The 21,050-nt window shown below is 40.1% G+C and carries 18 protein-coding genes; 14 read left to right on the top strand and 4 right to left on the bottom strand.

The window, feature by feature from the left end; translation table 11 throughout:
* Positions 1-99: 99 nt before the first annotated feature.
* The 3 genes from LXM54_RS14965 to LXM54_RS14955 form a co-directional block, all read right to left on the bottom strand.
* Positions 100-891 carry a MurR/RpiR family transcriptional regulator gene (locus tag LXM54_RS14965; RefSeq protein WP_233316002.1) on the bottom strand — a complete coding sequence of 264 codons (792 nt, stop codon included), beginning with the start codon at positions 889-891 and terminating at the stop codon, positions 100-102.
* A 148-nt stretch (positions 892-1,039) separates the two neighbouring features.
* Positions 1,040-2,449: a M20 family metallopeptidase gene (locus LXM54_RS14960; protein WP_233316001.1), complete on the bottom strand. Its 1,410-nt coding sequence runs from the start codon at positions 2,447-2,449 to the stop codon at positions 1,040-1,042.
* Positions 2,450-2,635: 186 nt separating this feature from the next.
* Positions 2,636-2,773 carry a hypothetical protein gene (locus tag LXM54_RS14955; protein WP_233316000.1) on the bottom strand — a complete coding sequence of 46 codons (138 nt, stop codon included), beginning with the start codon at positions 2,771-2,773 and terminating at the stop codon, positions 2,636-2,638.
* A gap of 229 nt (positions 2,774-3,002) precedes the next feature.
* Between LXM54_RS14955 and LXM54_RS14950 the strand changes: the two genes are divergently transcribed.
* The 3 genes from LXM54_RS14950 (at position 3,003) to LXM54_RS14940 (ending at position 4,774) form a co-directional block, all read left to right on the top strand.
* Positions 3,003-3,329, top strand: a complete 327-nt coding sequence (locus LXM54_RS14950) for a MerR family transcriptional regulator (protein ID WP_144455070.1) — start codon at positions 3,003-3,005, stop codon at positions 3,327-3,329.
* A gap of 209 nt (positions 3,330-3,538) precedes the next feature.
* The gene (locus tag LXM54_RS14945; protein ID WP_233315999.1) at positions 3,539-4,303 is read left to right on the top strand and encodes a threonine/serine exporter family protein; all 765 of its coding nucleotides are present in this window, start codon (positions 3,539-3,541) and stop codon (positions 4,301-4,303) included.
* A 15-nt stretch (positions 4,304-4,318) separates the two neighbouring features.
* Entirely contained in the window at positions 4,319-4,774 is a 456-nt protein-coding gene (locus LXM54_RS14940; RefSeq protein ID WP_233315998.1) for a threonine/serine exporter family protein, read from the top strand.
* A 152-nt stretch (positions 4,775-4,926) separates the two neighbouring features.
* On the opposite strand, the gene LXM54_RS14935 is transcribed toward LXM54_RS14940, so the two are convergent.
* Positions 4,927-5,682 (bottom strand): MurR/RpiR family transcriptional regulator, encoded by a 756-nt coding sequence (locus tag LXM54_RS14935; RefSeq protein WP_233316156.1) that lies wholly within the window; start codon positions 5,680-5,682, stop codon positions 4,927-4,929.
* A 111-nt stretch (positions 5,683-5,793) separates the two neighbouring features.
* Here LXM54_RS14935 and LXM54_RS14930 point away from each other — a divergent pair, with 111 nt between their 5' ends.
* From LXM54_RS14930 to LXM54_RS14880, 11 genes are all read left to right on the top strand, one after another.
* Positions 5,794-7,131, top strand: coding sequence for a 6-phospho-beta-glucosidase (locus LXM54_RS14930; RefSeq protein WP_233315997.1), 1,338 nt, complete (start codon positions 5,794-5,796; stop codon positions 7,129-7,131).
* 284 nt (positions 7,132-7,415) lie between these two features.
* Positions 7,416-7,709: a WXG100 family type VII secretion target gene (locus tag LXM54_RS14925; protein ID WP_233315996.1), complete on the top strand. Its 294-nt coding sequence runs from the start codon at positions 7,416-7,418 to the stop codon at positions 7,707-7,709.
* 168 nt (positions 7,710-7,877) lie between these two features.
* Positions 7,878-8,117 carry an EsaB/YukD family protein gene (locus LXM54_RS14920; RefSeq protein WP_233315995.1) on the top strand — a complete coding sequence of 80 codons (240 nt, stop codon included), beginning with the start codon at positions 7,878-7,880 and terminating at the stop codon, positions 8,115-8,117.
* Positions 8,118-8,131: 14 nt separating this feature from the next.
* A complete protein-coding gene (essB, locus tag LXM54_RS14915) occupies positions 8,132-9,295 on the top strand; it encodes a type VII secretion protein EssB (RefSeq protein ID WP_233315994.1) in 1,164 nt (387 codons plus the stop codon).
* Positions 9,296-9,339: 44 nt separating this feature from the next.
* Positions 9,340-13,806, top strand: a complete 4,467-nt coding sequence (gene essC / locus LXM54_RS14910; protein WP_233315993.1) for a type VII secretion protein EssC — start codon at positions 9,340-9,342, stop codon at positions 13,804-13,806.
* On the top strand, positions 13,806-16,913 hold the full coding sequence (gene esaA, locus LXM54_RS14905) for a type VII secretion protein EsaA (protein WP_233315992.1): 3,108 nt from the start codon (positions 13,806-13,808) through the stop codon (positions 16,911-16,913). The genes essC and esaA overlap by 1 nt, the downstream gene beginning before the upstream one ends.
* Positions 16,900-17,409 carry a type VII secretion protein EssA gene (gene essA / locus LXM54_RS14900; protein ID WP_233315991.1) on the top strand — a complete coding sequence of 170 codons (510 nt, stop codon included), beginning with the start codon at positions 16,900-16,902 and terminating at the stop codon, positions 17,407-17,409. The genes esaA and essA overlap by 14 nt, the downstream gene beginning before the upstream one ends.
* Positions 17,410-17,411: 2 nt before the next feature.
* Entirely contained in the window at positions 17,412-17,837 is a 426-nt protein-coding gene (locus tag LXM54_RS14895; protein ID WP_233315990.1) for a YwqH-like family protein, read from the top strand.
* Between the two features lies 1 nt (position 17,838).
* Entirely contained in the window at positions 17,839-18,102 is a 264-nt protein-coding gene (locus tag LXM54_RS14890) for a YwqI/YxiC family protein (protein ID WP_233315989.1), read from the top strand.
* Positions 18,103-18,114: 12 nt separating this feature from the next.
* Positions 18,115-20,145: a ribonuclease YeeF family protein gene (locus LXM54_RS14885; RefSeq protein ID WP_233315988.1), complete on the top strand. Its 2,031-nt coding sequence runs from the start codon at positions 18,115-18,117 to the stop codon at positions 20,143-20,145.
* A 15-nt stretch (positions 20,146-20,160) separates the two neighbouring features.
* Entirely contained in the window at positions 20,161-20,634 is a 474-nt protein-coding gene (locus LXM54_RS14880; protein ID WP_233315987.1) for a hypothetical protein, read from the top strand.
* Positions 20,635-21,050: the final 416 nt, after the last annotated feature.

The raw sequence follows: 21,050 nt of genomic DNA, 5'->3' as shown, positions 1-21,050 counted from the left end.
GAGTAACTGTCTATGACAAGAAGAACAATTGGTTTTGGGATAAATGTAAGGGTATACAATTTTTGTACAGCGGGTTTTCCATAAAAAAAGCCGCTAGGTTCACGCCCTAGAAGCCTTCTGTCCTGTTTTACCTGATTCTAATGCAGTCAGGATGATAAAATCTAATAAAATACTTAATGGAAATCTTGAACTCATATCAAGATCTCCGAGATAACAGTTTTGAATTCGGGCTTGAAAAGTAATATCTGCTAAATCCTTCAGCCGGCTGCTTTTCCTTCCGACAATAGCAATTGTTTTTACTGCTCTTTCCTTTAGAATTGTAGCATAATCAAGAATATGAGCGGTTTCTCCGCTGTATGAAACCAATATAGCTAAATCCTTATTGGACAACCCGTTAGCGACACATCTTAACTCATCCCAGTCTTCTCTTGCGTTGCAGATTATCCCTGCAAAGGTTAGTTTTCTGGCCGCATCAATGCAAGTTGGCAAGGATGCTCCGACTCCAAAGAACTCAATAAAATTACTTTCATGAATGAAGCTTGCTGCCTTATGAATATCAAGCTCATTAATATGTTCCAAAGTCCATTCCATTTCCTGTTTGACTCTGTCCATATGTGCTGTCAAAAAGCTCGGCGGATGTACAGCTTCTTTATATAATTCTTGTTCGCTATCTTTGTTTAAGCTGTATTTTAAGTCTTGAAATCCGCTGAATCCTAAGCGTTTACATGTTCTGCTTATTGTAGCAGTTGATATGAATAAAGCTTTTGATAAATGGTCCAAGCTCGATTCAGCTACAAGCGCTGGGTTTGCAATTATATAGTCCAATACTTGTTTTTCTAATTCGCTGAGTTCGCCTTTAGATTGGGCAAGGCGCTTTAAGAGGATATTCAAATTTTTTCAGCTCCAGACTTTGTTAAGAAAGGTACTAGCTAGTCCTCTTTATTATAAGTCGACTGCCGGCGAAAAAGTACTGTTGCAGCTGCAGTTTTAAAAAGATATTGCCTAAAACCTACGAAAGAGGCTCAGGCAATATTTGTAACTATCTCGCAGCAGCTGGCTGTACCTCATCAGGGATAGGGCAGACATAGCCTTTTTCTCCAACTGTTTGCTGCAGCTCCTTTTTCGCTTCTATAAGTAGTTCCGGATCTTTAAGCAGTTTAGCTGCAGTAAGGAAAAGGATTTTTGCAACCTGTAAGGTTCCTTTATGAGCGCTGCTTGATTTTCCTTGTGCTGTTAACTGCCAAGTATGAAAGGGAGTTCCGATTGCGCAAGTTGTAACATTGCATTGAGCTGTTGGTGTAACCCAGCTGACATCGGAAACATCAGTAGAGCCTGGCATGAGTGACATTGATTGTTCGTAAGCAAGGACATCCTCGAACAAGGGACTATCCCCTCTGTTCATACTTAAAGGTTTATATGCTTCTGTTAGCATCTCATCAGTAAGGGTGGCTTGAATCTCTGTCGCAAACTGCTTTTCGGCAGCAGTGAATTTTGTCGGCCCGACTTCAAGCATTGCTTCTTGCATCACTAAATTAAGCGTGTTGTTCGGGATATAGTTGGAGCAGGCCTTATCTATAACAACCTCCATTTCTGTGCCAGTCATTAAGGCAGCTCCCTTTGCGACATCTTTCACTCGTTCAAATAAATCTATCACCGTATCTGTTTTAGGAGCGCGGATTAAATAAAGGACCTCTGCAAAGCCTTGTACAACATTTGGGGACAAACCGCCTGAGTTAGTGATGGCATAATGAATACGAGCCTGGTCAATTATATGTTCTCTCATATAATTAGATCCAATATTCATCAGCTCTACTGCGTCAAGCGCACTTCTTCCTAAGTGAGGAGAGCCAGCAGCATGTGCGCTTTTGCCTTTGAAACGGAAGTAAACTTGAATATTCGCTAAGGAGCTGGTGTTCATTACAAAGGTAATGTCATTTGGATGCCATGTTAATGCACAATCAACATCATCAAATGCTCCCGCTCTGACCATGAATGTTTTGCCTGAACCGCCTTCTTCTCCAGGGCAGCCATAATAACGAATGGTGCAAGGAATATTGTTTTCGGCCACATAATTTTTCAATCCAACAGCAGCAGCCATGGCTCCTGTGCCTAGAAGGTTATGACCGCAGCCGTGGCCATTGCCGTTTGGAATAAGAGGACATTCCCTCGCGGTTCCATCTGCCTGACTTAAGCCTGATAAAGCATCAAATTCACCAAGGAAAGCGAAAACTGGCGTGCCTGAACCAAATTCGGCCATAAAGGCGGTCTCCATGCCGCCGATCTTTTCGTGAATTGTAAATCCTTCCCCTTGAATAGCTGTCTTCAAATAAGAAGCGGAGGCGAACTCCTCAAACCTTGTTTCAGGATGATCCCAGATATAATCGCTTATTGTGCTCCACTTGGCCTTTGTTTCCTCTAAGTATTCTGTAATCCAAAATAAGTTGCTCATCTATAATCCTCCTCTTAAAAATAAAAAAATTAAAAAAATTTTGACATTTACTTGCAGTTGTTGCTTCCATCCATTAAAATAACGTTAGATTTCCTAACATTAAAAGGGTAGGTTAATGGCGAAAATGCAAAAATCCACCACAAGCTAAAAGTATAAGGAAGCTGCTTGCGATGGATTGTATCTATTTTAACTATTTTGGATAATACGAAGAATATCATGGGCGTTATCGCCAGCAACTGCTGCGAAGTCTTCCCATACCTCATCACGAAGAAGGTCAATCTCGACAATTTTTTTTGCTAATTCGATTGCTTCTTTGCTGATCATTGCAAATAGCTCCTTTCAGTAAAAAATTTTACGTTCTCTCCTGATGACCAACTATACATAAATATTTTAAAAGAATTTTATGCAAAAAACAGCTATATTGTCAGGTATTCTTACCTATTTTTTGAATTTTGCGTTAGATTTTATAACAGGATACGATAAAAATCTGAATACTCGTATTATAATTACAGTTAATGAGAGAAATTATTACTTCATGAGGTGAGATGATAATATGGATCATGAGCCATCCTACAAAAAAAGGAAAGTTATCACGATTGGTGTTGTTAGTGAGCTGACTGGGTTAACAGAAAGGCAAATTCGCTATTATGAACAACGAAAGCTTATTTTCCCGGAAAGACCTGAACGGGGGAACCGGAAGTATTCATTTTCAGATGTAGAGCGCTTAATTGAAATTGCCAACAAGCGGGAAGAAGGAGTAAGAACCCATGAAATACGTCAGGAAATAATTAAAAAAACCCGTGAAGAAGAAGAGCGCAAAATAAAAAAACAAATGTTACGCGGCCAAATCAATGCGCGGTTTGGCATTCAAAAAGACTGAAAACAAAATGAGAAAATTCATCCACTTCGAAAATTGTCCCCTTCATAATATTTACATTCCCAAGTGAAAGTCCTTTTTTAAAGGACTTTTTGTTATGTTTGCAAACAGGAGTTGTACTTCTTCTATTGATTATAGGTGAACATGTCCTTTAAACTGATAATGGTAATTTCTTTTAACAGCTAAGAATGTTTATATATTGGAGAGTTGGCATGGACTATATATCCAAAGAAAAAACGTATGAAATAATTGAGGTTTGCTTGCTTGCTGGAAGAATTATGCTCAAAAATGGAGCAGAAACATATCGGGTGGAAGACACGATGACCCGCATAGCCAAAGCGTATGGAGTGGAGGATTCAGACAGCTTTGTTACACCTACTGGTATTATCTTTTCTTTAGAAGGGCGTGAGCCGACAAAGACAAAGCTGATTCGGATTATTGACAGAACAACAAATCTGGAAAAGGTTCTGAAGGTAAATGATATATCGCGAAAAATCAGCTCCGGCTATATCTCTTTGCAAGAGGCATATCATCTATTGAAAGAGATTGATAAAGAAGGTCCAACCTATACAGTTTGGGTGCAGTTTGTTGCTGCGGCAATAGCAAGCGGCTGTTTCTTAATAATGTTCCAAGGAATCTGGAAGGATTTCTTAGCGGCTGTGATTGCAGGCGGAGCAGGGTTTTTATGTTCTGTTTATTTCCATCGAGTGGTGCAAATTAAGTTTTTTGCAGAATTCCTGGCATCGGTGCTCGTTGGATTGATTGCTTTTGGAGCTGTTTATATAGGGTTTGGTGCAGAAACAGACAAAATCATTATCGGTTCGGTTATGCCCCTTGTTCCAGGGTTGCTGATAACTAATGCAGTCAGAGATTTAATGGCAGGTCATTTAGTTTCAGGCATCTCTAAAGGAGCTGAGGCCTTTTTGACAGCTTTTGCGATTGGATCTGGAATTGCTGTTGTGTTTGTAGTATTTTAAGGAGAAATTTATATTATGTGGGAATTATTAGAACAAGCAGTTACAAGCTTTATTGCATCATTTGCCTTTGCGATGATTTTTCACACACCACAACATTTGCTTGTGAGATGCGGGTTTGTCGGCATGTGTGGCTGGGTCGCATATTGGGGCGCGGTCTATGTAAATATAGATGAAGTTCCTGCGACAATCATTGGTGCATTTCTTGTTGCAGTGATGAGTCAAGTATTTGCAAGATGGTATAAAACACCGGTTATTATTTTTACAGTAGCTGGGATCATTCCCCTTGTACCTGGTGGAATGGCTTATAATGCCATGCGACACTTTGTGGAGAATGACTATTATAACGCAGTCAGCCTTGCTGCCAAAGCGTTTCTCTTATCAGGGTCGATTGCAATCGGATTGATGTTCTCAGAAGTGATAAATCAGTTGTTATATAAAAGAAAAACAAGAAAAAGCAATGGAAGCATATAAATGAGTGCTTATCATTGCTTTTTTTATGTAACAGGTTGTTCCTATAAAGTAACAAGTTCCATTCGGTGTGACTAAGTACTAAATCTGGAAGATGTATTTACTATCATGAGCGTGCATTGTAACTTATAGATGTAAAGCAAAAGGGAGCAATGCTATTTCCCTTCATCCCTGTTGATTAAGGAGGATTGCATATAGTCGAAAGTCTCTTTTCCTAACCGTTCAATTAAAAACATGACTGGTATTTGAGTCGTTAAATTGACATTTCCCAAATATTCTGTCGTTATATAATACGCCAGGTTGTAATCAGACATTTTGGCCAGTGAGCTGTCAGAATGATTTGTCAAACTTACAATGATGCTGCCGTCCTGCTTAAGGCGGTCCAGCTTTTCCATTGTTGACTTAGATTCGCCTGACACAGACAGCACGATTGTGACACTGTCAGTTATGTAGTGACTGTAAATTGGGAAATACGGATCTTTAATATGAAGAGAAAATTTCTTGAGACCGGAGAAGAACCTTGCACCATATTCTGCAATGACGCCAGAGGTTCCTGCACCGATAAAAATAACGATTTTTGCTTTAGCGATAACTTCGGCTATTTCTTTAATTTTAGATTCATAGTTTGCTGAAAGCGTTCTTTCTACGAAATCGGAAACAGTTGTATATGTATTGTTAAGCCGATATGTTTCTTCCTCTGCAAGATGATTTTTCAGCTGCACCTTGAATTCAGTAAAGCCGTCAAAACCAAGCTTTTTGCAAAAACGAAGTATGGTGGTTGTGGAGACATGCGTTTCATTTGCGAGTTCTCGTATTCTCATATAGGTTACTTCCCGAGAATTCTTCATAATGTAATTGTAAAGCTCATATTCAAGATCGGAAAAAGATTGAATCTGCTCATTTGTAAACATGTTAAACACATCCATTAAATAGATTTACTCCAACTTAGATAATCTTATTATAACATCAACTAAAATTGAAAAGGGTTACACACCTAAAAATAAGAAAAGGGGCGTTTCTATATGAGCAACGGAATTAAAATTGTAACGATTGGCGGAGGTTCCAGCTACACACCTGAGCTTGTTGAAGGATTCATTAAAAGATATGATTCACTGCCGGTTCGTGAGCTATGGCTTGTTGATATTCCTGAAGGACAAGAAAAATTAGAAATCGTAGGTAATTTAGCGAAGCGTATGGTGAAAAAGGCTGGTTTACCAATAGAGGTTCATTTGACTCTTGACCGCAGAGAAGCCTTAAAAGATGCCGATTTCGTTACAACTCAATTTCGTGTCGGCTTGCTTGCAGCAAGAGCGAAGGACGAAAGAATTCCTTTGAAATACAATGTAATTGGACAAGAGACAAACGGTCCTGGCGGCCTTTTCAAAGGCTTACGCACAATCCCTGTCATCCTTGACATTGTTAAAGATATGGAAGAGCTTTGTCCAAATGCTTGGCTGATCAACTTCACGAACCCTGCAGGAATGGTAACAGAAGCAGTGCTTCGTCACAGCAATTGGAGAAAAATCGTCGGTCTTTGTAACGTGCCGATTTCTATCCAAATGAGTGTAGCCAAGCTGTTGGAAGTAGAACCTGAGCGAGTTCGCGTTGATTTTGCAGGACTTAACCACATGGTATACGGCCTGCATGTGTATCTTGACGGAAAAGAAGTTACAAAAGAAGTGCTGGAAGAAATGACTTCAGGCAAGCATGCAAGTGCGACAATGCGTAATATTGCAGCAATTGACTGGGATCCAGACTTCATTAAAGCGTTGGGAGCAATCCCATGCGGCTACCACCGTTACTACTACAAGCAAGCACAAATGCTTGAGCATGAGCATGAGGAAGCAGCAGAGCAAGGAACAAGAGCAGAAGTTGTACAAAAGCTGGAAAAAGAGCTGTTTGAATTATACAAAGATGAAAATCTTTCTATTAAACCGCCACAGCTTGAAAAACGCGGAGGTGCATACTACAGCGATGCAGCCTGCAGCTTGATCGACTCCATGTACAACGATAAGCGCGATATCCAGCCTGTTAATACAATTAATAACGGTGCAATTGCCAGCATTCCTGATGAATCAGCTGTAGAAATCAGCAGTGTTATCACAAAAGACGGCCCTAAACCAATTTCTATTGGTGACCTTCCTGTACCTGTCAGAGGCTTAGTACAGCAAATTAAGTCCTTTGAAAGAGTGGCAGCAGAAGCAGCGGTAACAGGCGACTACAATACAGCATTGCTTGCGATGACAATCAACCCGTTATTGCCTTCTGATAAAGTGGCGAAAGAAATTCTGAATGAAATGCTTGAAGCACATAAAGAGCATTTGCCGCAATTCTTTAAAGAAGATAAAGTTTTATCATAATCAGGAACAACGAATGTTAGAGGAGTGTCATTGTTGACACTCCTCTTTTTGTAGAAAAACAAAAAAGAACTATATTACTAGATTTTAGTGTTGAAAAAAGGGAGAATATGTCCTATTTACTATAATATTCATAGGAAAATAAATGCATTTATGGTCAAAAGTTCGTTTTATCCTTTATTTGGATATTAAAATGTGGTAATTAATATATAGATGTTTGTTTTCCATTAGCTACATAGTTATAAAGAATGATAGCTAAAATTTTTTTGAAAAAGGAGAGAGGAAACATGGCAGGAATCATTCGAGTAACCCCTGAAGAGCTTATTAGCATGTCAAACCGTTATGCAAACGAGGGAAGTCAAGTTGGTGAACAAGTCACTCGTTTGGATCAAATGATCCAAGAATTGGAAAGCATTTGGGAAGGTCAATCAAGCCAAGCGTTCAGTGAGCAATACCAATCACTTCGCCCTTCATTCCTTAAAATGCAGCAATTGCTAGAGGATATCTCCTCACAATTGAACAGCACAGCTAAAGCGCTTGAGGATGCTGATGCTCAAATCGCTAACCAAATTCGCGGCTAAGTGTCTGAACTTAATATCGTTAGAGCTTCTTCATGATTTGCATCATGATGGGTGACGAAATAGCGGATGTGGCTTTTTAAAAGCCGTGTGTATTTTAATAAATGAACTAAACCCTAGGAGGAGCGCTTTTTTTATGGAGCGCTCCTTTATGTTTTGAGGTGGAAAATAATGTATATAGAAGTAACGGTCGATTTGCAGAAATACAATCGAAACAAAATCGACTTACGCTTATCTGACTATTACACAATAAAAAAGCTAATTGATTTATCATGGCAGGTTTCTGATATAGAAACTCTTCCACGATCAGGTTATTGGGTGCGTGTGAAAAATAAACAAAAGGTATTCCCGGGAAATCAACGGCTAACAGATGCAGGAATTACTACGGGAGATATTATTGAAATTTTATGAGGGTGGTATAGAAGATGCCTCAAGCTGAACGTACATACTTAGAAAAAAAGTTGGATGCGATAATCAAAAAAGACAAAAATCGTATTACGTTTATCTTTCAAATTGAAAAGATAAAGATGGATGATAAGAGTGAAGTGTTAATTCTTAAGGATATAGAAAGTCAGCTTCCTAAAGAAATTAATGTAGAGGAGGATGCTCTTCAAATACAGATTGATATTCCCAGCTCCTATCAATATGGTACCTCTATTCAAGGGCTTTCGCACAAGGACAGATTAAAAATAATCTATCAATTGATTCATAAAGTAAAAGATCATCGCATCTCAAGGCTGCATCTTTTCATCAGTCCCGAGAACATTGTGGTGGATCAAGGCTTGACCCCTTATTTCCTGCATTATGGAGTGAAAGAAAGTCTGCCTCCTTACGAAAGAGATGAGGTTGAGCTGTGGCAAGAGCTGAAGGCGCTGGCTGCTTCTTGGGTCGATGTCTCCCGTTCATTTGAGCAATACCTGCAATATGAGAAGACTTTGGAGCTGAGTGAAGACAGCAAAAGGGTGCTTGAGGCCGAGTCTGTTGAAGAGCTGTTAACAGTAATCGACGAGTTTATAAGGAAGGATAGGGAGTCTGCATCTCTGTATATAGAAGTGACAAAAAAGAAATGGAAATGGTTCCGTAATAGTTTGATTGCTGTGAGTGTTCTGCTTGTACCAGCCATTATATATTCCTTTTATTCTATCTTTTTTCTGCAGCCGAAGCAGTCCAAGATTATACTTGCACAAGAACAATTTCTAACCAGTTCCTACAGTGACGTAATTAATACACTTCAGCCTTATAAAATCGATGACTTGCCTAAGGTTGCTAAATATGAATTGGCAACAGCTTATATTTCAAATGAAAACCTGACAGATGAGCAAAAACAATTTGTCCGCAATACCGTCACCCTGCAATCTGATACTAAGTATTTAGATTATTGGATCCAGATTGGCAGAGGAGAAGGGGAAGAAGCACTGAAAACGGCAAGATTTCTAGAGGAGACAGATCTTATTGTCTTTGCCCTTATTAATTACCGGGAAAATATTTCTGCAGATGAATCGATGGACAGCGAGGAACGTCAGCAAAAAATCGATGAAATTGATCGGGAGATTAAGGAATACCAGCAAGAAGAAGACAGTGAAACTTAATCGTTTATCGTCATTACGTCAGCGATTAAAGAGGAGATAACAAGATGTACACATTATTTGTATTTCATGATGATACATACGAAAAGGCTCATCTGAAAAAGGATGACGAGCTAACCATCGGAACAGCAGTTGATGATGATATTACTTTAACCGCAGCAAACATAATAAGCCAGTTAACAGTAACAGTCGACAAAAATGGGAATGCCTTCTGTCAGGTTGGCAAGGAAACAGTCCAGTTAGAGGAACAAATGCAGCATTCTGTAAATACAGGGACTTTATTTATTAAGTTGTTTCTAACAAGGAATCTACCTGAAACCACCTATTATATTGGTAATCGTAAGGAAATCCGTTTTGCAGCGAATGGAGATGAAGGAAAGAGCGCGTCGGAATACTGGCTGCTAGAGAAACAGGACGAGTTGTCAGCAGGCTTTATGCTCGATTTATATGACAAACCGTCTGTAAAGAAAGGGGAAGCCAACTTATATCTTAATGGCCATTTGCTGGCTGCAGACAGTGAATTGGAATTAGGCGATATCCTCTTCTGGAATGGTATGGAAATTACATATTTGGAGGAAGACCTACTTGCTGTTACGAGTGCAAAGGAATTTGGCACAGAGTTGGAGGCAATTAAACCTCATCAGTCTGAAATGAAAAAACGTTATCCTTTATACAGACGAACACCGAGGATGGTATATGAGCTTCCAAAGGAGAAAGTTCAACTCACATTTCCAGGACAAGAGGCACAGCATACGAAGCGCCCACTATGGCTGATTATCCTGCCGCCATTAATGATGCTTATCGTAATGGGAATTGTAGCGCTGTTCATTCCTAGAGGAATATTTATCGTCGTTTCTCTTGTGATGTTTGCAACTACTTTATTTACATCTACCTTCCAGTATTTTAAAGATAAAGCAAACCGCAAGGAATGGGAGCTAAGAAGACGGCGTATTTATTCTAATTATTTGGAAGAGAAACGGGAAGAGCTTCATCTGCTGTCTGAAAAGCAGCGTGAAGTGCTTCACTATCATTTTCCATCCTTTGAACGAATGAAATATATGGTCTCAGAAGTATCAGACAGAATATGGGAGCGAACATTAACAAGTCAGGATTTCCTGCAGTTCCGCATTGGAACAGGTAAAGTGCCGGCCAGCTACAAAATCGATGTAAGCTCACAGGATATGTCCAACAGGGAAATGGATGAGCTCATGGAAGCGTCAAAGCGTCTTGAGAAAACCTATCAGGAGCTTGAGCCGCTACCAATCACTGTCGATCTGTCAAAGGGTGCAATTGGATTAATCGGAAAGGAAGCAGTACTTAAAAGGGAGCTTCACCAACTGATTGGTCAACTGGCATTCTTCCACAGCTATCATGATGTCCGCTTCATCTTTATTTTTGATGAAAAGGAATACAGCACATGGGAGTGGATGAAATGGCTGCCTCATTTTCAGCTGCCTAATTCCCATGCAAAGGGCATGATTTATAACGAAAGCACGAGAGACCAGCTTCTGAGCTCGATATATGAAATGATTCGGGAAAGAGACTTAGAGGAGGATAAAGAAAAGCTGTTATTCTCCCCGCACTATATTTTTATCATTGCTAACCAGCAGCTTATATCAGAGCATGTCATCCTAGAATATTTAGAGGGTGAGCACAAGCAGCTTGGCATCTCTGTCATCTTTGCTTCAGAAGCAAAGGAAAGCTTTTCTGATAATATCCATACGCTTGTCCGCTATATTAACACCTCTCAAGGAGATATCCTGATGCAGGATAAAAAGGCAGTCGAAATTCCGTTCAGCCTTGATACCCATCAGTATGAAAATAATGAGTATTTTGCGAGGATGCTAAGGACGCTGAACCATCAGGTCGGTGTGACAAACTCTATTCCAGAGAGTGTATCCTTCTTAGAAATGCTGCAATTTAAAGATGTTAAAGATATACCAATCGAGGAGTACTGGCATAATAACCAATCAGCAAAATCGCTAGCAGTACCAATCGGTCTTAAAGGGAAAACAGATCTTGTCAGATTGAACCTTCATGAAAAAGCACACGGTCCGCATGGATTATTAGCAGGAACTACTGGGTCTGGTAAAAGTGAATTCTTGCAGACATACATCTTGTCATTAGCTGTGCACTTCCATCCCCATGAGGTTGCCTTCCTGCTGATTGACTATAAAGGTGGGGGAATGGCTCAGCCATTTAAGAATATGCCCCATCTGCTTGGCACTATCACCAATATTGAAGGAAGCAAAAACTTCAGCCAGCGCGCACTTGCTTCTATCAAGAGTGAGCTCAAGCGGCGCCAGCGTCTGTTTGACCAATATGAGGTGAATCATATTAATGATTATACTCGTCTGCATAAACAAAATAAGATTGCTGAACCGCTGCCGCATCTCTTCCTTATTTCTGACGAGTTTGCAGAATTAAAGAGCGAACAGCCTGAATTCATTCAAGAACTGGTCAGTGCTGCCAGAATTGGACGAAGCCTTGGTGTCCATCTTATTCTCGCAACACAAAAGCCAGGCGGCATTATTGACGCGCAAATCTGGAGTAATGCCCGCTTCCGCATTGCCTTAAAAGTGCAAAATGCTGAGGACAGCAGAGAAATCTTGAAAAACGGAGATGCTGCCGGTATTACAGTGACAGGAAGAGGCTATTTGCAGGTTGGCAATAACGAGGTATACGAGCTGTTCCAATCTGCATGGAGCGGAGCAGCCTATAACGATGAAGCCTCACTTAATGAGGATGAGGTTGCTCTTGTTACAGATTTAGGACTAGTGCCTTTATCGGAGCTTTCCTCACAGGATACAACAGGAAAAGATTCGGTAACAGAGATGGAAGCAATTGTTGAAGAGATTGAAGCAGTTCATCAAAAATTAGGTCTTATCAAAATCGCTAGTCCATGGCTGCCGCCTTTATCACCGCGCATCTACAGACCAGATATCGCCCAAGAGAAAGAAGCGAAGAAGGTCTTGTTGGCAATGGTTGATGAGCCTGAGAAACAAAGTCAGTCTTCATATACATATGAATGGATGGAGGATGGCAATGTCGGAGTCTTCGGATCTTCAGGCTATGGAAAAACACAGACAATGATTACCTTGCTGATGGGAATTGCTGCCGATGCAAGCCCGGAAGAAGCCCATTTCTATTTGCTTGATTTCGGTAACGGCGGTTTGCTGCCATTAAGGCAGCTCCCGCATTCGGCAGATTATTTCTTGATGGATGAGCAGCGCAAAACGAATAAATTCGTTGCCATTATTAAAAGTGAGATGGCGAAGCGAAAGAGACTGTTCCAACAAATGGAGGTAAGCTCCATTAAGATGTACAACACTCTTTCGGCAGATCCGCTGCCATTATGGTTTATTGTCATTGATAACTATGATGTTGTGAAAGATGAAATGCATGACTTTGAGACCCAGATGAATCAATTTGCAAGGGATGGACAATCGCTGGGCATCTATATGATTTTCAGTGCAACGAGAGTTAATTCTATTCGTCAGACATTAATGAACAATCTTAGAACGAAAATTGTCCATTATTTGATGGACAACACGGAAGCTTATTCCATATTAGGCAGGGTGCCGTTTGAGCCTGAACCGATTCCAGGCCGGGCAATTATTAAAAAGGATTCTGCCTTTTTCTCTCAAGTTGTTCTGCCAAACATCGGAATGGATGAATATGAGCAGCTGCGATTGCTGAAAGAAGACATTGATGCTTTAAAACAGAAATATATGGAATGTGATAAGCCGAAAGCAGTGCCAATGCTGCCTTCTGAACTGAATAATAAACAGTTCTACTTGTATGTAAAGGAGCAGCAGCAAGGCTTAATTCCAATTGGATTGGAAGAGGAGCTTGTCGAGCCTGTCAGCATAAACTTTGCCAAGACCAATCATTGCTTAATTTTAGGTCAAGCGCAAAAAGGCAAAACAAATGCCATGCAGCTTATTTTAAATGAGGCGCTTAATCAGACGACCGAAAAGCCTGCCATCTTTGATTCTATTGACAGAAGCCTGTCACATGTTGGAGATAAGGATGAGGTCAGCTTTATCGATAACAAGGAAATGATTGCTGCTTGGATAGACAATGTTGAGAACATTTTAAAGCAGAGGGAATCAGATTATGCAGAGGCTGTGCAAAGCGGCAGGATGCCAGAGAAGCACCCGCATATCTATATGTTTATTGATGGATACGGAAGGTTTTTACAGCAAGTCGATAACCGCATTCAAGAAAATATTGTTCGACTTATGAAGAATTACAGCCATCTTGGTTTCCATATCGTTGTATCTGGAACAAACAATGAGCTGACCAAAGGCTATGACCCACTGACATTAGAGTTGAAGCAAGTCCGCCAGGCACTTGTCTTAATGAAGAAGTCAGAGCAGACCTTATTTACCCTCGCTTATGACAGACAAGAGCAGGAAGTGCAGCCAGGGTTCGGCTATTATGTGGAAAATGGTAAAGAAAAGAGAATCCAGATTCCGTTGATGTTAGTGGAAAGGAAGGTGAGCCTATAGTGAAGGGCTTTCCTATATGGAAGATAATTATCGCATTAGTTGTCATTATTGGTTCCCCATTGCTGTTTTTTAAGGCAATTGGGGAAAATCCCCTTAAAGAGAAGGAGAACGCAACAAAATCAATTGCTATTGTAAACGAAGATGTTGGCGTACAAGGGGAGCAAGAAATTCGTTTAGGCGAAAGTGCTGCAAGTATTTTGGCAAAAGACTCTGCATATAACTGGAGTGTTGTTGGCAGAAGCGCCGGCGAAAGCGGGCTGCGCAACAATAAATATGATGCTGTCATTTATATTCCATCAGACTTTTCGAAGAAAGTAATGGATTATGAGAGTGAGAACCCAGCCAAGGTGACATTTGATTATAAGTTGCAAGCACAATTAAATGCTGTCAATACAGAGAAGGTAAAGCTGGAAATTGAAAAAGCAACAAAGCGGACAAATCAGCGCGTATCTTCTTTATATTGGAGCTATGTCGCGACAGACATGAATTCTGTTAAGAAGGAATTCGACCAAATCCTGCAAAAGGAGCTTGATTTCCAAACTACGATGCTTGCCTTTTATAAGCCGAGCTCAAAGGATTTAACAGATCAGATAAAAGAACAGCAAACGATGCTAAACAATATTAAGAACTCCTTCGGGCAAGTTGCTGATCAAGGGACAGATCAGGCAGCTTCAGCTGATTCCTTTTCAGAGGACTTAACAGGTTTTGTTGATAATGTGAAAGCATATGAACAATATCAACAGGAGCAACAAAAGCTTCTTGCAAGCATTCAAGAGGATGCGGTTGCCAATATTAGCACAGCGACAGAAAACCAAAAGTCGCCGTATTTGCAGACACAAAACTTGTTAAATGAGAATGAACAAACAGTTTTGCAGCAAATGGCCGACTTGAACACTTCTCTGCAGACAAATGAAAGCCTGCTTCTAGAAACAAAGCAAGAGCGAGTTGATACAGTCGGAAGCCAGCTGCTTTCCTATAATCAATATCAAAGCAATCTTTTAGACTATTATCAGCAGTTAGTTGATACGAAAACACTTAACTCCTTGCAGACTAAAATAGTAGCTGCAAAACAAGGTTTATCAGATGGAGAAGAAGTGCTGCTGCCAGAGGCTCCGCCGGAAAACCCGGAAGTGCCAGAGGAAATGACGGACGATGATGTTACAGAAGATCCAGGAACAGAGCCTGATGAAGGCACAGAAGAAGAGGGAGCAGATAGTGATAAGCCAGCTGATGACAGCGGTGAAAACTCATCTGCCACAATTGAGCAAGACGGAACGAACGGAAACGAGCAAACAGGTGAAGAACAGGAGCAACAGCCTGGAGGTTCGAATGAAGCAGGTAGTGAACAAAAGGAATTAGAAGATATCCATGCTGCTTTGCAAAGCCTTGAGGAACAATTGGCAAGCATGGCAGGCAGCACCTCTAGCGAAGAAGTGGCAAAGGCTGTTGAACAGCTGAAGGCTATTAATGAGCGTGTGCTGAAAGTGAGCGAAAGTCTAAAGACAAGCGGTGATAACCAGCAAGGTTATGTTAAAGGACTGCTTTCACAAATTGCCGAACTAACAAATCAGCTCACCAATAACGCAACAAGCTTAACAGAGCTGGAAACGAAGAATGAAGACTTAAATAAACAACTCGAAGAGCTGACGAAGCAAAAAGAAAGATTAATAGAGTACGCAGAGGATTTAACAGAGGTAAATGACGAGCTGAGAGACCAGCTTTCCCAATACGCTGATAATATGACCGCAATATTGGATGTGATTGAAGAAAAGGAACAGTCTATATTATCATCTGAAGCTCTTTCCGGAGAGCGTAAACAGGAGCTTGAGAGCTGGTTTGATAAAGATATGGAGACAGGCAAAGTGGTAGATCTCCTTTATTACTATGCGTTCTTAAACGAGTATGAAGGCACATTGTCAAGCATGCTCGGTCAGAATCCAGCAAAAGAAGAAGTTATGGCAAATGAAGATTTCCTTAAACAAATTCAAGCTATCTTCCAAGTAACAGATGAAGAAGCCAGCTATTGGAATCAGCTGGAGCAGGAAACACCAACAATGCGTGACGGTTTAACTGCATTAAACGATAGATTTACTTTGTTTATGGCAGATTACAAGAAAACAATGGATGAAAATCAAAGCATTCTTTTAGACAGCTTTACTTCCATGCAAGAGGATGCGAGCAAACTAATGGAGCAAATTCAGCAGCCGGTTCAAAACGAGGCTGGCAATTTAAGTGCCGAAGCAAAGGGAACTGGAGTTGCAACGAGCTACAAGCTTATTCAAGAGCAAATGAGCTCCTTCCACAATGGGCTCAAGGAAGCAAGCGAAAGTCAGGATACCATTATTGATTACACCAATGATTTACATCAAGAGGTTTCTGCTGTTCAGACAGATGCAGATGTGCTGAACAATAAATGGTCAACAAATGTTAAGTCAACACAGCTAATAAGAGATGACGTCTTCTCCGTGCTTGGCAATGCTTTTGTTGACGATCAATCGAATGGTGTTGTTTATGACTTCCTTTCAAGTCCGCTGCAGCTGACTGCAGGAACTTCTGAAAAGGTTGAAACAAACACAGTGCCGCCGGTAGTTGTGCTGTTTATCGTTTTATTAAGCAGTCTGTTAATCGGTTATACAACCTACTATTTCAACAGCCTGCCATATTGGGTAAGAGCAGCACTATTCCTGCTCGTCAACACCCTTGTCGGCTTTATCATCAGCCTTTACGGTCTGAAAATATATCAGCTGGCAGAGCAGGCCACAATGGAATGGACGGTGTTCACTATCTTATTGCTAATGGTAAGCTCAGGCATAATTACTGTAGCATTTTCACTGCACCGCCTTGCCGGTCTGTTTGTAACAGCAGGTATGGTTGCTTTGTATGTCACACCATTGCTGGCATTGAGCACACCTAACTTTAAATTTACTGATCCGATGAGCAATGTATATATTTCCATTCAGTACAGCACTGAATCATTATTTGCTCCGGCTGCTATCATCCTGGTGTTTGCACTGCTTCTTCTTATCGTTCTGCAGGTGCTGATTGAACGATTTAAAGGTTCCTCCAGCAGCTTAGAGCATGAGGTGGGAGCTAATGAAACGATGTAAATGGATTATATATCTGGTTATTTGTTTTATGGGAATAAATGTTTATTTTTACAATGAAGCTGTGAAAAAAGCATATGCAGAGACAAATACAAATATTGATGAATTGGCACCAAATGATTATGAAGGTAAATCAACTGACAAAAATACAGACTTACTTGATGAGGATGCTTCCTCATCAAGTAAGTCTGAAATTCCAGAAGAACAAAAGCAGCTCATATTTGACGGCAAAAAGACCTTTTCTGCTGATGATGTCAAAGAGAAGCTATTCCAAAAAGCAGCCACAAATAAGATTGAACAGAATGCAGAACAGCTTGGATTGTTTGCAGGTGATGATGAAATAAGGCAAGCGGGAGTATCAGAAGAAACATTGCCTGATACCACCTCCTCTTTATCCTTATTTTTAGGCATTTTGATTGCTGTCTGCATCACTTTGCTTGGCATCGTTTTAACTGTTTTCTATCGGACAGCAAAACAAGGGGAAAGAAAGGGGCAATAATTATGAGTCTTTCTAGTATACTCGCAAACCTAGGCGGCGATGTAAGCGGCAAAATAGATAATATTGAACGAAAAATTAAAAGGTTAAGATCAGCTAAAAATAAAGTGGCGAATGAGCAGGATGCAATGCTCGAAGAAATCAGACAGCTGAAAAAGCCTGATTTAGACAAAAACTGGGTTGGCAAAAGAGCAGATGAGTTTGACGGAAAGCGGGAAGATGTGTATCAGACGATGAGTGATATTGGGAACAGGGAATATGAATATTACCAAAGCTCAATCGAAAATAAAATCAACTTCCTGGAAATAGAAAAAGCCAGTCTCCATGGTATCGGGGTCCTTGTTTCTGAAGCGAACAAACTATTGGACCGCGGAGAAGAAATGGTTGAGGATGTCAAAGGCAAAATATCTGAAATTAGAAGGATGTTGTGATATGGCTACGATTAAACTAAACCATGCAAATGCAATCAGCAAACTAAGCAATGCAGAACAGGCGGTGCACAATCTTGATATGAGCAGTGCACCGACAAGCAAGCTGAAGGATAACAAGCTTGATTTCACTTCAGAATGGAAAGAAAGAGAAGAACGAATCGAGAACTTGATAGAGGAATACAAAAAGATTGTTCTAAAGAATGTGGCCGATACGAAGGATAATATTGATGCATTGAAGGAACAAGATGAAGCGATAACCAGGTAAAGGGTGATGTCAGTGAAGGTATTAGATGGAAATAGCTTACGTGAAACAATGGAAGCAAGAGCTAAACACTATTCATCCATACGGGAACAGTTTGCACAGCTGCGCAAAGCCTTTCAAGACATTGTTGAACTAAATGAATTTGAGGGGCGAGGCGCAGAGGCAATTAAAGGATTTTACAGAGGTCAAATAGAAGTAACAGAAGCATGGCAGCGCCTGATAGACAGGCAAATTGCCTTTTTTGAAGGTGTGCAAGGCAAGCTGGAGGATAAGAACTTAGGCAGCAATACTAGAGTGGAAACTGGCTTTCTTGAAGAAGCGCTGCTTTATAAAGAACGACAGGCAGATGAAATGGTCAGTGAGCAGCGCAAAGCTCTCCAAAATATTTTCGCAGAGATCGAGGATCTGATATCCCTCGATCCTTTTTCTAGAGAGCGGTTCGACAACGAAATGGTAGAAGCTAGAAAGAAAAGGACCGATACACTAGATGCCGTCGGGCAAACCGACCAGGAGTTATTAGAAGAATACCTCTCCTCAGAAGGAGAAGAATTCTACGTGGCAGCCCTTTTCCGCGCCCTCCTTGAAGCTACAAAACAGGGCAGCGATATATCACCAATTCATTTTAACGCAGACGCTTACCTAACAAGCGAAGTGTATCAGCTCAAATCTGAAGCAGAAGCACAAACAGATGCATATCTCAGCTTCAAAAAAGAGGAAAAAGAAGCGAGAGAAATAGCAAACCGGCCATGGTACGAAGATCTATGGGAAGGGACCAAAACATTTGCAGGAGAATTCTCCGGCTATTATGATTATCTTAGGGCAAAAGACGGCGTCGACCCCGTAACAGGAGAAAAGCTTTCAGCCGGTCAGCGCGTCACAGCAGGAGCCATGGCCGCAGCAGGATTTATACCAATAGTCGGCTGGGCAGGACGGGCCATCAAAGGCGGCAAAGGCATTTACTCCGCAACGAAAGCCATCACAGCAGCCGATCATGCTCTCGATGCATACAGAAGTGCCAGCACCTTCTCCGCCTTAGAGAAAACAGAAATGGGCCTTTACGGTCTAATCGCAGCAAACGGCCTGTCCGAATACATGACAGGCAATGACATGTTCGGCAACGAACTAACAGACGAGCAAAGGCATGCAAGCCTTGCCCAAGGCATTTTTGCAGGGCTGCCCTTTGTGCCAACTATGGCGCGGGAAGCGACAAGTATGGGGAAAGGCTGGATTGATGACGTCACACAGCGTATCAGCAGCTCACCTAAACTTGTGACAGAAACCGGAATTGTCCACATCGATGATACTGTAAAAGCAGAAAGTAAGGCAGTGGAGTCTGTTAGCGGGGAAAAGGATAAGGCTTTGAGTTTGTTGTCTGGGCAACAAAGACCACAACTTAAAAATGGGCCAATAAAAACTAAAACTAGTGAATCTATACAAATTATTTTAGAGAAGTATGGTTATTCAGTTGATGAATTTTTGGTTTTATTACATCCAGATAAATTATTAAGTGAAGAAGATTTTCAGAAAGTTAATTTAATTAGAGATGAAATAGGCTTACCGCCAAAAAATACTCCAATGGCAAAAGTAATTCCACAAAGTGATCTATACAATTATCTTTATAATGAAGAATATAGTGGAGTAAGAGGGTTTACTGCTGTGAAGGAGCATACAGAAAAGTTGATAACTTTAGAAGAGAAATTTGAGGGGGCTCGTCTGGATTATAATAATACAGCATTTAAAATAACAAACGGTATTGACGGTATATCAGAGTCTGTTGGAAGTCCAGATAATTTTTTTGGAACAATAGAATATAAGATACTAGAACCTGAACAGTTATCTATCCCAAGATGGGAGCCTAAACCTGATTCCTATCCGTACACAGGTAGAGGTTTTACAGGAAGCAGAGAAGTTGTTCTTCCAGAATACTACCAACAAGCAAGAAAGTTTGTTGATGGAGATTTGTTGATTATTAGAGATAGCAAAACAGGGGAACCTGTTTTCAAATTTATTTTTGATGAAGAAGTTGGATGGGTTAAAGATAATTAGGGTGGTGTTACATATATGGCGAGATACGCTAGATATAAAAGTGCAAATTATCCTCTAAATATACGTAATAATACGTATAGATTAAAGAGTAATAAAAAGGAAAGTGGATTTAAGGTATTAGTGGATTTAGGTGGCAATGTTCATGATAATATATTTATTAAAGAAGTAGACATTGATGAGATTGAGTTAATATTTGAACGAAAATATAAGGTGATATATAAAGGAAAAGAATATGATACTTTTGCAATAGGGGAATTAGTGATAAATGATGGAAAAATTAAATTAGTGAGCAGTGATTCCGAGGATTATCATAATAAAGGGTTCGAGAAACAGGAGCAATTTGTGTTTACGAAAAACGTTAGAATAGAAGACATTGATGCATTAGTAGAAATTATAGAGCCAATTATGGAATTCAACAATTTACCTGTAGAAAGAAAGATAATTCCTAGTACTCAAATAAAGGAGTTTATAGATAACGAACTATTTTAAGGAATTAGGAGAATTATGAGATTTACTATCATATTACAAATGGTAAAAAGATATCGATAGTTAAAAATCGCCAGCTTTTGTTGTCATGTACAATTATAGTTTCTATTTAAAGCAAGTTAATAAAAATAGCCTTCCTTTAGCTCGAAAGGAAGGTACTACTGCTGCTAAAGATATAGAAAATCTTAAGAGAATTTACTTTAAAAAGTAACAATGCTAAAGCATTATTTTAAAAGGTGTTTCCTTTAAAATAATGCTTTTTATTTATATGTTGCCTTTTAGAACTTGAGGAATAACAAACGAGGTGAGCGATATTAATGATTATTAGTCAGGTATAGGAAAATAACAGAGGTTAAGGGAAACTATATAAAGGAAATTGTTCCTCCATATAAGAATTACTATGTGTTAGAAAAGAAAAG

Source organism: Bacillus sp. Au-Bac7, assembly GCF_021341655.1.
Taxonomy (GTDB): Bacteria; Bacillota; Bacilli; order Bacillales; family Cytobacillaceae; genus Niallia.
This window is presented reverse-complemented; position numbering and strand designations above follow the sequence as displayed.

Bases quoted from the DNA above. Each gene is read 5' to 3' on its own strand.
- LXM54_RS14960 (WP_233316001.1), bottom strand. From the start codon at position 2,449: ATGAGCAACTTATTTTGGATTACAGAATACTTAGAGGAAACAAAGGCC.
- LXM54_RS14955 (WP_233316000.1), bottom strand. From the start codon at position 2,773: ATGATCAGCAAAGAAGCAATCGAATTAGCAAAAAAAATTGTCGAGATT.
- LXM54_RS14950 (WP_144455070.1), top strand. From the start codon at position 3,003: ATGGATCATGAGCCATCCTACAAAAAAAGGAAAGTTATCACGATTGGT.
- LXM54_RS14945 (WP_233315999.1), top strand. From the start codon at position 3,539: ATGGACTATATATCCAAAGAAAAAACGTATGAAATAATTGAGGTTTGC.
- LXM54_RS14940 (WP_233315998.1), top strand. From the start codon at position 4,319: ATGTGGGAATTATTAGAACAAGCAGTTACAAGCTTTATTGCATCATTT.
- LXM54_RS14935 (WP_233316156.1), bottom strand. From the start codon at position 5,682: ATGTTTACAAATGAGCAGATTCAATCTTTTTCCGATCTTGAATATGAG.
- LXM54_RS14930 (WP_233315997.1), top strand. From the start codon at position 5,794: ATGAGCAACGGAATTAAAATTGTAACGATTGGCGGAGGTTCCAGCTAC.
- LXM54_RS14925 (WP_233315996.1), top strand. From the start codon at position 7,416: ATGGCAGGAATCATTCGAGTAACCCCTGAAGAGCTTATTAGCATGTCA.
- LXM54_RS14920 (WP_233315995.1), top strand. From the start codon at position 7,878: ATGTATATAGAAGTAACGGTCGATTTGCAGAAATACAATCGAAACAAA.
- essB (WP_233315994.1), top strand. From the start codon at position 8,132: ATGCCTCAAGCTGAACGTACATACTTAGAAAAAAAGTTGGATGCGATA.
- essC (WP_233315993.1), top strand. From the start codon at position 9,340: ATGTACACATTATTTGTATTTCATGATGATACATACGAAAAGGCTCAT.
- essA (WP_233315991.1), top strand. From the start codon at position 16,900: ATGAAACGATGTAAATGGATTATATATCTGGTTATTTGTTTTATGGGA.
- LXM54_RS14895 (WP_233315990.1), top strand. From the start codon at position 17,412: ATGAGTCTTTCTAGTATACTCGCAAACCTAGGCGGCGATGTAAGCGGC.
- LXM54_RS14890 (WP_233315989.1), top strand. From the start codon at position 17,839: ATGGCTACGATTAAACTAAACCATGCAAATGCAATCAGCAAACTAAGC.
- LXM54_RS14880 (WP_233315987.1), top strand. From the start codon at position 20,161: ATGGCGAGATACGCTAGATATAAAAGTGCAAATTATCCTCTAAATATA.